Genomic DNA, 13906 nt, shown 5'->3' on the forward strand with positions numbered 1-13906 from the left:
CACGGTCCAGGGACCGCAAACTGTGCTCAGGTCCCCCAGATTCGCCGGCCGGCAGCCGGCAGGTCACCGCGCTCAGGACAACCCGGCCCGGTGCGCGCGCCGCCAGAAGGCTCCCCCACCGAGCAACAGCACCGCCAGTACGGCAAGGACGCTGATCTGCCCACCGGTATAGGAAAGCGAGTTCCCGCGGCCCCCCGTCCCGGTCCTGTCCGGGGCGGGGGGCCGAGGCGCACCCGTGCCGGCGGACGCTCCGGGGTCTCCATCACCACCACGGCCGTGGTCCCCATCACCAGCACGGAGCGAGACCTGGTCCGGCGCCTCGTCGATGGAACGCGAGCTTTCCGCCACGGAACGCGACGGGCCGTCCGCGGGGCGCGAAGCCGCGACCGGAACCGCGGCCAGCACAAGCAGCATGCTCGTGAGCACGGCGGCACCGCCGGAACGCAATCCCATGGTGGTTCTCCCCCAGCAGCCCGACTTGGCGCAGCCCGACCGGACGACGTCGGACCAGACGACGTCGGACGGTACCGATGGTCACTATGCGTGTCCAGGAGACGACAGGATCGACACGCCGACAGTTCACCACCCCACGTGCGTCCCCGGTAGTGGATCAGGCGTCGGCCGCCTCGTCCGGCGTAGGTGCGGCCACGGACGGAACCGCGCCGCGCGTCCCCGGGCGGCGGTCCGGGCGGCGGTCCGAGCGGCGGTCCGAGCGGCGGTCCGAGCGGGACAGGCCGGAAGCCGGCGATTGTGTCGGAGACAGGTCGTAAGGTCGATCAGGCGAAGGCGCGGGCGGCAGGTGGCGTCGCGCCGCCGCGCCCTGACCCAGCCCGCCAGCCGAGGAGCCCGATGTCCGCTCGTGATCAGGTCCGTGGCCGGTCGCTTCGGCTCCTGGACTACCTGGCCGCGCTCGCCGCCGAACGGCGCGGTGCCCCCCGTCGCCAGCTCGCCGAGTACGTCCCCGCTCCGCTCCTTCCGGCTGACGTCCCGTCCCATCCGGGGGTCCGGCTCGGCCCGACAACGCAGCGGGAGAGCTGGCTGGAGGTCGCCCGGGTACCCCAGCCGGCCGCGCCGAGCTGGCCACCCCCGCTCGACCGCTACCTGGCCGGGACGGTGGTGAGCCCGGACGCCCCACCCACCATCCCCGCCCATCTCCTGGACGCGGAGGCCGTCGAGCAGACCGGGGAGCGCGAGCCTCCCGGTGTCCCGGGCGAGGAGCGGGACGCTCCGCCGGGCGCCGTCGCACTGCTCGACGCCTGGGTGCGTCAGGTGTGGCGGCCGTGGGCGCCCGAGGCACGCGCCGCCCGCGACGCGCGCGCCCTCTACCAGCGCCTGTTCGACCTGCGCCTGCGGCTGCAGCGCGAGGCCGCGACCGTGGAGCTGGCCTGGGGGCACTCGGTGCTGTGCTGGCGGGTCGGCGACGCGACGATCATCCATCCGCTGCTCGTCACCCGCATGGTGCTGACGGTCGATCCGGACTCCGGGGTCATCCGGCTGCATCCCGACGGTCCGGTGAGCCTGGAGACCGAGCCCCTGCACGGCCTCGGCCTCCCCGGTCTGGACGAGATGTCGGCCCTGCGCGACCGGCTGCGGACGGCGCCGGCCGATCCGTGGGACGCCCCGGCCCAGGCCGAGCTGCACCGCCAGATCCTCGCGCCGCTCGGGCTGGACGCCCGCGCGACCACCGGTCCGGTGCCCCCGCCGGGGCCGAGCCCCGTCCTGGTCGACACCTGGGCGGTGTACGTGCGGCCGCGGCCGGCCCTGCAGGCGCAGTTCTACGCGGAGCTGCGGACCGCCCTCGCCGAACGGGACCTGCTCCCCGAGGCCATCGCCGCCGTGGTCGCCGACGACAGGCTCGTCGCCGCCGCGCTCGGCGGGGACGATCGGGCCGACGGCACCCTCCCCGAGGGTGCCCACGCCGATCGAGGCCGTGGCCGGCGCGGTCACGACGGCTCCCCCGCGGGGCTCGGTGAACGCCTGCTGATGCCGCTGCCGACGAACGCCGACCAGGAGCGGATCGCCCGGCAGCTCGCGGGCGCCCGCGGAGTCACCGTGCAAGGGCCGCCCGGCACCGGTAAGAGCCACACCATCGCGAACATGATCTGCCACCTCGTGGCGCATGGGCAGCGGGTGCTCGTCACCGCGCAGGACGAACAGGCCCTCGCGGTGCTGCGCGACAAGATCCCGCGGGAGCTGCGCGACCTGACCGTCGCCGTGCTCGGGTCGAGCCGGGCCGACCTCGACGAACTGCGCGCCGCCATCGTGGAGATCTCCGGGGCGGTCAGCGAGGTCGACCCGGCGCGGGAGACCGCGGCCGTGAAGGCCCTCGCCGAGGAGCTGGACGCCGCCCGCGCCACCGCCCGCGCCCTCGAACTGCGGATGATCGACCTGCTGGCCGGCGAGGCGCGGGAGTTCGAGCTGCCGCACGGGCGGGAACGCGCGCCGGAGGTGGCGAGCTGGCTGGCCGAGCGCGCGGAGGAGCTCGGGTTCGTTCCCGACCGGCTCGACCCCACCCGCGCGCTTCCGCTCGGCCCGGCCGAGCTCGCCGAGCTCTACCGGACCGCGCGCGAGATCACCCCCGCCGACGCCCGGGCCGCCGCGGGCAATCTGCCGGGCGACCTGCCGGACGGCGCGTCGCTGCCGGGCGCGGTCGCCCTCGGCCGGCTGCACGACGAACTCGACGAGATCCGCGCCGGGCTCGCCGACCTCGAACAGGCCGGCCTGTCCGTCGACGCGCTCGACGCGCTCGACGTCGACGGTGCCGACGGTGCCGACGGCGTCCGTGCCCTGGTCGAGGACACCCGGGCCGCCGCCGACCGGCTGCGCCGGCTGTCGGTCGGCTGGCTCACCACCGCCCGGGCGCAGTGCGCGGCGTCGGGTGAGCAGGCCAGGTTCTGGGCCGACCAGGCCACGGCCCTCGCCGCCGAGGTCGCCGAGCTGCGCCGTCTGACCACCCTCACCTTCGGCCGTTCCATCGAGCTGCCCGCCGGTGACCCGCGGGTCCAGCTGAGGCTGCTCGCCGACCTGCGGGGCCGCTTCGCCGCCGGCCGGGGGATCCCCCGCCTCGGCGGACGGGAGCTGCGGGACCTGCACGACGCGGTGCGCGTCGATGGGCTGGCCGCGCGCACGGGGGAGGACGTGGCAATCGTCGAGGCAGAGGTGCGCCGCCGTCAGACGCTGGCAGCCGCCGCCGCCCGTCAGGCCGCGATCGCCGCCGCCCTCGGCGGTGAGGCCATCGAGCCCGCGGCACCCGACGTCCTCACCCGGCTCGACGCGGTCGCCGGCGGCCTCGCCGACGCCGTCGACTGGGAACGCCGGGCGGCACCGGAGCTGTCCGCCCGGCTGCGCGCTGTCTTCCCCGCCGGCCATCCCGCCGGCCATCCCACCGGCCATCCCGTCACGACGACGCCTTCCGACCCGGACACGCTTTCCCACCTCGCCGGCCTGCTTGCCACGGCGACCGGCCGACGGCGCGAGAAGGAGATCGCCGGCGCGCTCGCCGAGGTAGAACGGGCGCTCGCCGAGGGAGGCCGTAGCCCGCGGGCCGGCCGGGTGTGGGCCGACCTGCACGAGGCGCTGACCAGGCGGGACCTGGCGACATGGACGGCGCTGCTCGACGAGAGCGCCCGGCTGGCGGCGCTGCGCCCCGGCGTGGAACGCCGGGACCGGCTGGCGGCCCGGCTGCGCGCGGTCGCGCCGCTGTGGACCGACGCCATCCTCACCGGACAGGGTGACCCGTCGAGCTGCGGCGAGGCGGTGCGGGCCAGCGAGGCGTGGCGCTGGCGCCAGGCCCAGACCTGGCTCGACGACCTGCACTCCGACGGCGACCTCACCACGCTCGGCCGTCAGCTCGCCGACGCCTCGCGGCACGTGCGCGCCCTGGTGCTGGAGACTGCGCGTCGCTCCGCCCGGCTGGGCCTGGCGATCCGGCTCGGCGACTCCCAGCGCCGGGCGCTGACCGGCTGGGTACAGGCACTCGACCGGATCGGGAAGGGCACCGGGAAGTACGCCCCGCGGTGGCGCGCCGAGGCCCGGGCCCACATGCGGGCGGCGATGGGCGCCGTGCCGGTGTGGATCATGCCGACGCACCGGGTGATGGAGAGCTTCGACCCGGGCGCCGACGACCTGTTCGACGTGGTCATCGTGGACGAGTCCAGCCAGTGCGACCTGCTGGCCCTCGGCGTGCTGAGCCTGGCCCGCAAGGCTGTCGTCGTCGGCGACGACGCCCAGACGAGTCCGGAGGCCGTCGGCATCGAACGGGCCAAGGTTCATGCCCTGATCGACGCGCACCTGCCCGACGTCGCCCAGCGTTCGCTGCTCGACGTGGAGGCGAGTCTCTACGACACCGCGGCCCGGGTCTTCCCGCGCACCATCGTGCTCAAGGAGCACTTCCGCTGCCTGCCCGACATCATCGGCTTCTCCAACCGCTTCTACGACCAGCAGATCCTGCCGTTGCGGGAGGATCCGGAGCTCGCCCTCGGCGCGCCGCTGCGACCCGTCCGGGTCCCCCGGGGCGCCCGGTCGCAGACCCGCTTCGGCGACGCGAACCCAGCGGAGGCGCAGGCCCTCGTCGAGCGGGTCCTCGCCTGCTGCGCCGACCCGGCCTACGACGGGATGAGCATGGGCGTGGTCACCCTGCTCGGCGCCGGCCAGCCCCGCCTCATCGAACACACCCTAGTCGAACGGCTCGGGGAGCGCGAGTTCTCCCGCCGCGACCTGCGGGTCGGCGACCCGTACCAGTTCCAGGGCGACGAACGGGACGTCATCTTCATCTCCGTCGTCGCGGACGACAACCGCTCGGCCGCCACCCGCCGCCGCGACCAGCAACGAGTCAACGTGGCCGCGAGCCGCGCCCGCAACCAGATGTGGGTGTTCCACAGCGTCGACCCGGCCACGCTGCGCGACGACGATGTGCGGCGCCAGCTGATCGAGTACATGTACGCCGGGCAGACCGGACGGCTCGACGCGGATCTGGCCGATCGCTGCGAGAGCGAGTTCGAACGGGCCGTCCTGCGCGAGCTCCTCGCCCGCGGCTACCGGGTGCGCCCCCAGCATCCGGTCGGGCGCTACCGGATCGACCTGGTCGTCGAAGGGGTCGCCACCACGCGAGCCACCGCCGAGCAAGCCGTCACCGAAGGAGCCACCGCCGGGGGTGTGGGGCGCCGCGGCCCCCGCCTCGCGGTCGAATGCGACGGTGACCGTTTCCACGGGCCCGACCAGTGGGAGGCGGATCTGCGCCGCCAGCGGATCCTGGAACGGCTCGGCTGGACGTTCTTCCGGATCCGCGGCTCGGAGTTCTACCGGCATCCTCGGCCGACCCTGGAGGCGCTGGTGCGACGTCTCGACCAGCTCGGCATCCACCCGGTGCCGGTGCCGGTGCCGGTGCCAGCACCAGCACCAGCACCAGCCGGCTCGCCGACGGAAGGGCCCTGATCTATCCGTTGGCGGCCCGGGGTTTGGGGCCGGTGGCGCGCATGTTCACCAGTCTGCCGAGCAGGTCGAACCAGAAGGGGGCGCCGGCGGTGAGCGCGAAGCAGGCGATCGCGATGCCGGCGATTTTCAGGAGCCACCCCTCGACGGAGTCGGGAACCTCCCGTGGGTCGTCGCGGCCCGCGGAGTTGTGGACCCAGCCGATCGGGAAGGCGAGCCCCGAGGCCTCGCGCACCGTCTTGATCACCTGTTCCGTGGCGTCCCCCACCATGGGCTGGTCGGAGGTGAGGCGGGTGCCGGAGGCGGGATCCCCGGCGAAACTCCCGGCGGAGCTCCCGGCCGCCTCGCCGGATGAGCCCACCTCGGCCTGGGCCGCGGTCACGGCCGCCTGCCGCACGGTGCCGTCCTGCCAGAACGCCCGTGCGAGCCCGATCGCGTCGAGGTTGAACAGGACGGACAGCAGGACCGCGTAGCCGAGCAGGAAGACGGCGATGCGCCGCTTGTACCACCCGGACAGGCGATCCATCGCGTCGTCGTACCACCGGGCCAGCTCGATGACGACCTTCTCGCGGTCCCCGCCGGCCTGGACTATCGCTGTGGTCATCGCGGTCTTCGCCGGGGAGGGGGGCATCGCGGCGAGCCCGTCCTCCATCGTTCCCACGGCTCCGGCCCTGGTGGCGGCGACGAGCGCGGCGGCCACGACCCGCCCGGTGGGGTGATCCACAGGCATCGCGTCGTACAGGGCCTGGGCGGACCTCTCCCCGAGGGCATGCCGGGCACCGTCGTAGGCCCGCCGGTACGCGGCCCTGGCCTCGTCGGGGACGTGGTCAGGCAGGGTGTCCGGGCGGAGCTGGGACAGCAGGGCCCGGGCGGGCGGGTCGACCCGGTCCAGCAGCGCCCGAGCGAAGGCGGTGGACGGCAGGTAGGACGGCAACCGCAGTGTGTGCGCGCGGCGCACCGAGGCCCAGGTACCGGAAACCGGCGGATGGTCGTCCATGGCCGGCAGGGAGGTGTCGCGGCCAGTGGCACGCATGGCCCGAAGCGGCCCGTCTAACAGTTCGGCGACGAGGTCCGTCCGATCCGCGGGCGGGTCCGCCCCCGGATCGGACGGTTCGGCGGGCCGGTCACCGCCGAGCAGCCGTCGCAGCTCGGCCTCCAGCTGGCGCCCCCGGTAGCGGAACAGAGCGAGCACGGCCTCGTTGATCCGGGAGACTGCGAGGCTGAACGCGGCAAAGAGCAACGCGAGCCCGATCAGGACATCAAGAGCGGATGAGTCCGGCATAACCCCCCCGATTCCGAGCCCGGGGCACCCGCGCCACCGCCTTCACGGCCGAGGAGTACGCCCCGGGACTGTCCTGGGCAGACCGCGCATTTCTACACCTCGGCGCAGAACCGGCACTCAGCGGCATCATCGGACACCTGGTCGAAGCGGGCGAAGATGGACACCAGACGACCGGGCCGCCCCGCTTCGAACAGCGGGCCATGCTGGCAGGCCTGACCGGCCGGAGAGACCTGAGCCCGTCGGAGGAGCCGGTGGGGGCGATCCAGGAGATCTTGGCAGCCGGCGCCGCCGAACTAGAGGGTGTCGTCGCGAAACGACCCCGCCCTGTCAAAGAGGGCGGGGTCAAACGATCGTAGCGACGCTCCGATAGGATGATCGTCTTGGCGTCGAGAGACTGGATGGTGGATGGGCCGGCGGGATGACTCGTCCACGCCCACCATGATATCCGTAGATCATCCGGAAGACGTTCTTCGTGCTCCACGTGCGTCAGCCCCACCGCCCGTTCGGGCGGTGGGGCTGCCCCCGGCACAGCCGCGGCGGCGATCGGTCCCCGGCCACTGGAGCCCGGCTACCTGTCCCCGGGTAGCGGAGCCGGAGGACCCGCTGATCAGTCCGGGGGATCGTCGCCGAAGGGCCCGTCCGGGCCGTACGCGGCGACCTCGATGTCGATCATTGGAGGGCGCTGCGGATCCTGCAGGGGACGCAGCGGTGAGGTCGTCCCGCGGTGGTCCGCCCCCTGTTCCCACACGTTGAACTCGGCCATACTCGCCCAGACGCTGACCACCGCGAACCGGGACGGGTCCGCCGCCGACCGGTGCAGCGTGTTACCGAGCAGGCCAGGCGTGCCGACCAGCTTGGAGCTGATCTCGTGGTAAGCCCGCTCCACCGCGCCGGGATCGTCGGGCGGGTCGACCGCCCACAGCATGACCCGAACCTTCGCCGGACCGGCCACGGTCAGCTTCCCGCCGGAACGGTCAGGGAGGCCGCGCCGGCCAACTGGGCGACGACGGTACCGGTGACCATCGAGGCACTGGCGCGCAGCGGGTGCAGCGCCTTGCGGTGCACCAGGTGACGCTCGCTGTGCTCGAACTCGCGAAACTGCTCCTCGTCAACCCAGTCACTGACGATGTAGTACGTGCTCGGCTCCTCCTCCGAGCGGATCAGCCACTGCCCGAGGTTCGCCGGGTGCGAGGTGACCGCGTCGCCGATCCGCAGCCAGGTCTGCTCGAACTCGGCCTCCCGACCGGGGTGGATCCGCATTGTCAGCATGATCCGAAAAGGCGGGGTCGAGGTCATCAGATGCCTCCGTCCACGGCAAAGGTGGCGCCGTTGACGTAGGACGACACGTCGCTGGCCAGGAACAGGACGACCGCGGCGACCTCCTCGGCCGTCCCGATGCGTCCCAGCGGGATGCGGTTGGTGTAGGCCGCCTTGACGGCCGGGTCGATGCCCTCGGCATGGTGGGTCTCGATGACTCCCGGGGAGACCAGGTTCACCCGGATGCCGCGGACACCGAGCTCCTTGGACAGCGAGCGGGTCAGTCCGATCAGGCCGGTCTTCGCCGCGGTGTAGTGGGCCCGCAGCGGCAGACCGACCACCCCGGAGCCGGATCCGATATTGATCACCGAACCGGAGTCCCCCAGCAACGACAACGCGCCCTGCGTGACGAGGTGAGTGGCGGTGAGGTTGGTGGTCAGCACCTGCGTCCACTCGTCCAGGGGCAGCTGCGCGTAGGGGATGTGGCTGATCGTGCCGACGTTGTTCACGACGATGTCGAGGCCGCCCAGGTGGGTGCCGGTGGCCTCGACGAGCTCGGTGATCTGGCCCGGATCGGCGACGTCGGCCTGGACGAGCAGATGGTCGCCGCCGGTGTCCTTGAGCTCGCGGCGCAGGCTCTCGGCCTCCTCGGTCTGGCGCTGGTGGCCGGCAACGACCGTCGCTCCGGCTCGGGCGAGGCCGAGCACCACGGCCCGTCCGATGCCGCGGGTACCGCCGGTAACCAGGGCGCGTCGCCCGGCCAGGTCTGGGAACATCGCTGACTGTCTCCTGTGTCAAGGTGTCGGCTGGTGAGGTTCGGCTGGTGAGGTTCGGCTGGTGAGGTTCGGCTGGTGAGGTTCGGCTGGTGAGGTTCGGCTGGTGAGGTTCGGCTGGTGAGCGGGGGCAGGCGATACGGGCAGGCGATACGGGTGGGTACGTCCTCCTCAGCAAGGACCGACGGCGCGAACCACGAGGCTGCTGTTGAAACCGCCGTAGCCGCGGGCGTTCACCAGCGCCACCCGCACGGGTACACGCCGGGGCGTGCGCACGAGGTCGAGCCCATGGGCCGGATCGGGGGTGTCGAGGTTGCCCACCGCCGGGATGACCCCGTCCCGGATGGACAGCAACGCCGCGGCTACCGTCAACGCCGAGCCGCCGGCGAGGAGCCGGCCGACGAAGCCCTGCGGCGCCGTCACCGGGACCGTCCGGGCCCCGAAGACCGTGCGGATCGCCGCCGCCTCCTGGGCGTCGAGGTCCGGTGAACCAGCGCCGTCCGCGAAGACGACATCGACGTCGTCCGGGGTGAGGCTGGCGTCGCGCAGGGCCCGGCGCATCGCGGTGGCGAGCCAGCGCGCGTCCGGGGCGGGGCGTTCGTGGTGGGCGGCGTCGTGCGTCGCGGCGTAGCCGGCGATCTCGCCGTAGACGTGCGGGGCTCCCCGGGCGGCGGCGGCGGCCGGATCCTCGAGCACGAGCGTCGCGCCACCCTCACCGGGCAGGTAACCGTTCGCCCGAACGTCGAACGGCTTGTAGCCGTCCGCCGCGACGGTCGCGGTGCTGACCCGGCCACCGGACAGATGGCCGGCAATCGCATAAGGCGTCAGGCTCGCCTCGGCCCCCCCGGCGAGCACCGTCGGCGTGCCGCGGCGGATAATCCGCCGGGCCTGGGCCAGGCTGTCGATTCCGCCGGCACCGTCACTGACCAGGACCCCCGACGGCCCCTTCAGACCATACCGGATCGAGGTCTGCCCGGTCGTCGCCGCGTAGAACCAGGCGATCGACTGATAGACGCTCACCGCGGTGCGGCCCCGGGTCCACAGCCGTCCCAGCTCGCGCTGCCCGATGTCGACACCGCCCGACCCGCTGCCGAACACCACCGAGGTCGCATACGGATCGTGCGCGGCGGGGTCGTAGCGCGCATCGGTCATGGCGAGGCGCGACGCGGCCATCCCGAACCAGGTCCACCGATCGGTCTGGACGATGTACCGCTTGTCGACGTAATCCTCGACCGCGAAACCGGCGACCTCGCCGGCAAGGGTGGCGTCGTACCAGGTGGTGTCGAACCGGCTGATCGGCGCGATCTTCAGCTCGCCGCGCAGAGTTGATGCCCAGTACTCCTCCGTCCCGATGCCGCTGGGCGCGAGGACGCCGAGACCGGTGACGACCGGCCGGACCGGGGCCTGCGGCGAACCGTCCCGGTACGCGGGTCCCGCGGCCGTCGCGACGGAGGCCTCCACGGCGGCGTTCATCGCGTCGGGGCGGCGAGGACGATCGCCGACTGGAAGCCACCGAAACCGCTGCCGACCGACAGGGCCACGTCGACAGTGTGGTCCCGGGCGATGTTCGGGACGTAGTCGAGATCGCACTCGGGGTCGCGGGTGGTCCAGTTGGCGGTGGGGGGGATGACGTCGTTCTCGATCGCCAGGGCGCAGGCGGCGATCTCGATCGACCCGATCGCGCCCAGCGAGTGCCCGATCATCGACTTGATCGAGCTGACCGGGATGTCATACGCCCGCTGTCCCAGCGAACGCTTGAAGGCGGCCGTCTCGTGCCGATCGTTCTGCTTGGTGCCCGATCCGTGCGCGTTGATGTAGTCGATGTCGTCGGCCCCGACCCGCGCCGCGTCCATCGCGACCCGGATCGCCTCGGCCATCTCGACCCCGTCGGGGCGCAGTCCGGTCATGTGGAACGCGTTCGAGCGCGAGGCGTACCCACCCACCTCGCAGTAGATGTGCGCACCGCGCGACCGGGCGGCGGTGAGCTCCTCCAGGATGAGTACGGCGCAGCCCTCCCCCATCACGAAGCCGTCCCGGCTGGCGTCGAAGGGACGGGAGGCGTGTTCGGGGTCGTCGTTGCGGGCTGTCGTCGCGCGGATCGCGTCGAAGGACGCCATCGAGATCGGGGAGATCGGCGCGTCGGAGGCACCGGCGATGACGATGTCGGCCTCGCCGTCGACGATGAGCTGATGGCCGTAGCCGACCGCGTCGATGCCCGAGGTGCAGCCGGTGGAGACCACGAAGGCTGGGCCGTGCGCGCCGAACCGGCAGGCCAGTTCGGTGGCCAGGCAGCTCGGCACCATCGCGTGGTAGAGGAACGAGCTGGCGTACCGGGGATCAACCTCCCAGTCCCGCCCGCTGTCGGAGACCTCGACGTACTCGTTCTCCAGGCGGGTGGTCGCGCCCACCGCGCTGCCGATGCTGACGCCAACGATCGGGCCGTCCCCGGAACCGTCCCCGCCGTCCCCGGAACCGTCCCCGCCGCCCCGCAGGTCCAGGCCGCTGTCCTCCACCGCCTCCAACGCCGCGGCCAAGGCGAACTGCGCGAACCGGTCGTTACGCGCGATCTCCCGGGCGGTCAGGCCGGCCGCCGCCGGGTCGAAGTCGCACTCGGCGGCCACCTGGGAACGGAACTGGGTCGGGTCGAAGAACGACAGTCGCCGCGTCGCGGTACGGCCGTCGGTTAGCAGGGTCCAGAACTCCTTGCGGTTGACCCCACCGGGGGCGACCACCCCGATCCCGGTGACCGCCGTCCGTCTTGGTCCGCTCACTGTCCGGACCCGTGGGGCAGGGAGTCGACGGTGGGCGCCGACGGGGCGACCGGGACGTGCGGGGCATCCGGGTCGAGCGGTACCTCGGTGTCGACATGACCGAGGTCGGGCCGGGGTGCCAGCGGGCTGAGGTGAAAGACGAGGAAGGCGGTCTCCTCACCGGTGTTGACGACGCGGTGGCGCATCCCGATCGGGATGCACACCCCGTGGTCGGCCGGCAGGTCCTGGTACTGACCGTCCAGTCGGGCGGTCACAATGCCGCGCACGCAGTAGAGGAACTCCTCCGAGTAGGGATGCAGGTGTTCGGTCACCACCTCACCCGGCTGGAGGGTCAAGGTGCCGAAAAAGCCCGAGGTCGAGCCCACGGTCGCCGGTGAAAGCAGCGTGCGGACGTCACCGCCGCGCCGACGGTTTGGGGTCATGTCGTGAATGCAGAGAACCTTCGGAATCGCTGTCACGGAAGTCACCGGTCTCGTTCTCCTCAGACTTGTTCCGGCAGCGCGATGGAGACCGGGGGCAGCTCGGCGGCGGCCCGCTCGACCTTCTCCCGGATCACCGACATCTCGCGGGCGGTGTTGGCGTTGATGCGGTTGGTCATCTGCTCGTCGTTCACCGGCGCCGACGGGCGCATATGGAAGTCCTGCACCCAGCGCATGCGGGTGCCGGTGCCCTCCGGCGTGTAGCTCCAGTGGATGTGCATGTACTCGAACGGACCGGTCTCGACGCGGTACGCGCGCACCTGCCGGGTGGCCGGGTCGAGCGTCCGCTCGGACACCCAACTCCACGCCGTCCCGTTCTCGTCGGGATGCATGGTCAGGCGAAACTTGAAGGTGTTCTCATGGTGCTCAAGAATCTCTACCGAGGCGTATTCGGTAAAGAGGTCAGGCCAGGACTTCAGATCGTTGGTGATGGTCCAGACGGTTTCAATGTCGGCATCGATGAAAATCGAGTTGTCAGTGTGCCCGCTCACGTCGGCTCCGGTCGGCCTGGAAGGTATGGGGCGTGGGAACTAACGGCGGATTCAGACCGTCTCGCGCTGGCCGAGAGCCGTGTTCACCGTGGCCAGGATCTCGGCGAGGGTCCAGCTCTCCGGCAGCTCGGCCGGGAGGTCCACCCCGAAGGTCCCGGCCACCTCCGCCGAGAGCTGGAGGTAGGCGAGCGAGTCGAGGCCGATGTCGATGAAGGTCACATCCAGGTCCGTCGGCCGCTCGTCCGAGGGCAGACCGGCCTGCTCGACCAGGAAGTCGAGCAGGGCATCGGCCGACCATTGCCGGGGCATGTCGTACTCCCTTTTTCATTTTCGGGTTTCGGGGTTCACATGAAAAACTGGGCGTACCGGTGGGCGGGATCTAGGACGCGGTCGCTGATGACCGGTCGCGGCCGCAGCCGGCGGGCCCGGTGCTCTGGCGGTGTACAGGAGCCCGGCCGTGTATCAGGAGCCCGGTGGCGCACCGGGGGCTCAGCCGGCCGTCCACGAGTAGAAACTCTGTGCCATCGCGTCCCCGGGGGTGCGCCAGGTCTCCGGGTCGTAGGCGGAGACGTATTTCCCGAGCTTTTTGCTCACGTCGACGAACAGCGGATGCTCATGGACGTTCTCGACGGTGTTCCTGACGTTAGTCGGAGCCTCGATAAGATGAAAGTAAAGGCCATGGAAGTGAAACAGGTCACGCCTGGTCACACCCACGATTCCGGGTAGTTCTCCGGCATCGGACTCGGCGAAGGTCGCCGCGATGGCGGGAGCGTCGGCAGGGTTCATCCTGGCCACGATGAGAGTCCGGTGTGACTGACCTCCGGACGGCGTGGCGGGGTTCTGCGGACCGGTGACTGAGGGACCGGTGACTGAGGGCACAAGAATCTCCTCGACATGTTCTTGGGAAGCGCGTGTTTGACCCCAGGCAAGCACGGGTACCGTGTGCATGGCAAGCACGGGTACCGTGTGCATGGGCAGTCAGGCGGACCGGCCATGACGGACCGGCCCCGGTACCTTGCGACGCGTTACAGGTGGCAGGGGAATCCGCCGACGAGCATGGAGCCGGCCGGGAGTGACCGGTGCGCGACCACCGCTTCCCACCCGACAGCCCTTCTGAAGCAGCCAGCCTTTCTAAAGCAGTCGGCTTCTTTGACTCATCGAGAGCATGGGGCCACGCGGCGCGGCTGTCCTGGATTTCCCCTGGCAGCAAGTTGCCCTGGCAGTCAAATGCCAACCAGTGCACACGGAGAGCACAACGCGGCTACAACCATCGCGAGCGGGCTTCCCGGTGCCTGGGGGTGGTCGACACGCCACCGGAGGAGAACCGGGATCTCGATCTCGTGGGAACCACGTCGTCCGCGCTCGGCCTCGGCCTGGTCGGGTATGGTGCTACCCAGAGCCGGCTACATCCAGAGCCGGCTAC

12 protein-coding genes are annotated in these 13906 nt (G+C 71.7%); 1 reads left to right on the forward strand and 11 read right to left on the reverse strand.

Going from position 1 to position 13906, the window contains the following annotated elements:
* Positions 1-72: 72 nt before the first annotated feature.
* Entirely contained in the window at positions 73-453 is a 381-nt protein-coding gene (locus tag BMG523DRAFT_RS09605; RefSeq protein WP_011437231.1) for a hypothetical protein, read from the reverse strand.
* A gap of 396 nt (positions 454-849) precedes the next feature.
* Between BMG523DRAFT_RS09605 and BMG523DRAFT_RS09610 the strand changes: the two genes are divergently transcribed.
* Positions 850-5433, forward strand: a complete 4584-nt coding sequence (locus BMG523DRAFT_RS09610) for an AAA domain-containing protein (protein ID WP_043590920.1) — start codon at positions 850-852, stop codon at positions 5431-5433.
* A gap of 1 nt (position 5434) precedes the next feature.
* On the opposite strand, the gene BMG523DRAFT_RS09615 is transcribed toward BMG523DRAFT_RS09610, so the two are convergent.
* The 10 genes from BMG523DRAFT_RS09615 to BMG523DRAFT_RS26385 form a co-directional block, all read right to left on the reverse strand.
* Entirely contained in the window at positions 5435-6712 is a 1278-nt protein-coding gene (locus tag BMG523DRAFT_RS09615; protein WP_011437233.1) for a hypothetical protein, read from the reverse strand.
* Between the two features lie 607 nt (positions 6713-7319).
* Positions 7320-7637 (reverse strand): antibiotic biosynthesis monooxygenase, encoded by a 318-nt coding sequence (locus tag BMG523DRAFT_RS09620; protein ID WP_051623809.1) that lies wholly within the window; start codon positions 7635-7637, stop codon positions 7320-7322.
* Between the two features lie 29 nt (positions 7638-7666).
* Positions 7667-8008 carry an antibiotic biosynthesis monooxygenase gene (locus BMG523DRAFT_RS09625; protein ID WP_011437235.1) on the reverse strand — a complete coding sequence of 114 codons (342 nt, stop codon included), beginning with the start codon at positions 8006-8008 and terminating at the stop codon, positions 7667-7669.
* On the reverse strand, positions 8008-8745 hold the full coding sequence (locus BMG523DRAFT_RS09630) for an SDR family NAD(P)-dependent oxidoreductase (protein ID WP_011437236.1): 738 nt from the start codon (positions 8743-8745) through the stop codon (positions 8008-8010). Before BMG523DRAFT_RS09630 ends, BMG523DRAFT_RS09625 begins: the two co-directional genes overlap by 1 nt.
* 168 nt (positions 8746-8913) lie before the next feature.
* Positions 8914-10203: a beta-ketoacyl synthase N-terminal-like domain-containing protein gene (locus BMG523DRAFT_RS09635; RefSeq protein WP_255353869.1), complete on the reverse strand. Its 1290-nt coding sequence runs from the start codon at positions 10201-10203 to the stop codon at positions 8914-8916.
* Positions 10204-10211: 8 nt separating this feature from the next.
* Positions 10212-11513, reverse strand: a complete 1302-nt coding sequence (locus tag BMG523DRAFT_RS09640; protein ID WP_023840771.1) for a beta-ketoacyl synthase — start codon at positions 11511-11513, stop codon at positions 10212-10214.
* Positions 11510-11935 (reverse strand): cupin domain-containing protein, encoded by a 426-nt coding sequence (locus tag BMG523DRAFT_RS09645; RefSeq protein ID WP_082456678.1) that lies wholly within the window; start codon positions 11933-11935, stop codon positions 11510-11512. The genes BMG523DRAFT_RS09640 and BMG523DRAFT_RS09645 overlap by 4 nt, the downstream gene beginning before the upstream one ends.
* 59 nt (positions 11936-11994) lie before the next feature.
* On the reverse strand, positions 11995-12483 hold the full coding sequence (locus tag BMG523DRAFT_RS09650) for an SRPBCC family protein (protein WP_011437240.1): 489 nt from the start codon (positions 12481-12483) through the stop codon (positions 11995-11997).
* A 51-nt stretch (positions 12484-12534) separates the two neighbouring features.
* Positions 12535-12792 carry an acyl carrier protein gene (locus BMG523DRAFT_RS09655; protein ID WP_011437241.1) on the reverse strand — a complete coding sequence of 86 codons (258 nt, stop codon included), beginning with the start codon at positions 12790-12792 and terminating at the stop codon, positions 12535-12537.
* A 180-nt stretch (positions 12793-12972) separates the two neighbouring features.
* Positions 12973-13281, reverse strand: a complete 309-nt coding sequence (locus tag BMG523DRAFT_RS26385; RefSeq protein WP_049761097.1) for a TcmI family type II polyketide cyclase — start codon at positions 13279-13281, stop codon at positions 12973-12975.
* Between the last annotated feature and the right edge of the window lie 625 nt (positions 13282-13906).

This window comes from Frankia sp. BMG5.23, from assembly GCF_000685765.2.
Taxonomy (GTDB): Bacteria; Actinomycetota; Actinomycetes; order Frankiales; family Frankiaceae; genus Frankia; species Frankia casuarinae.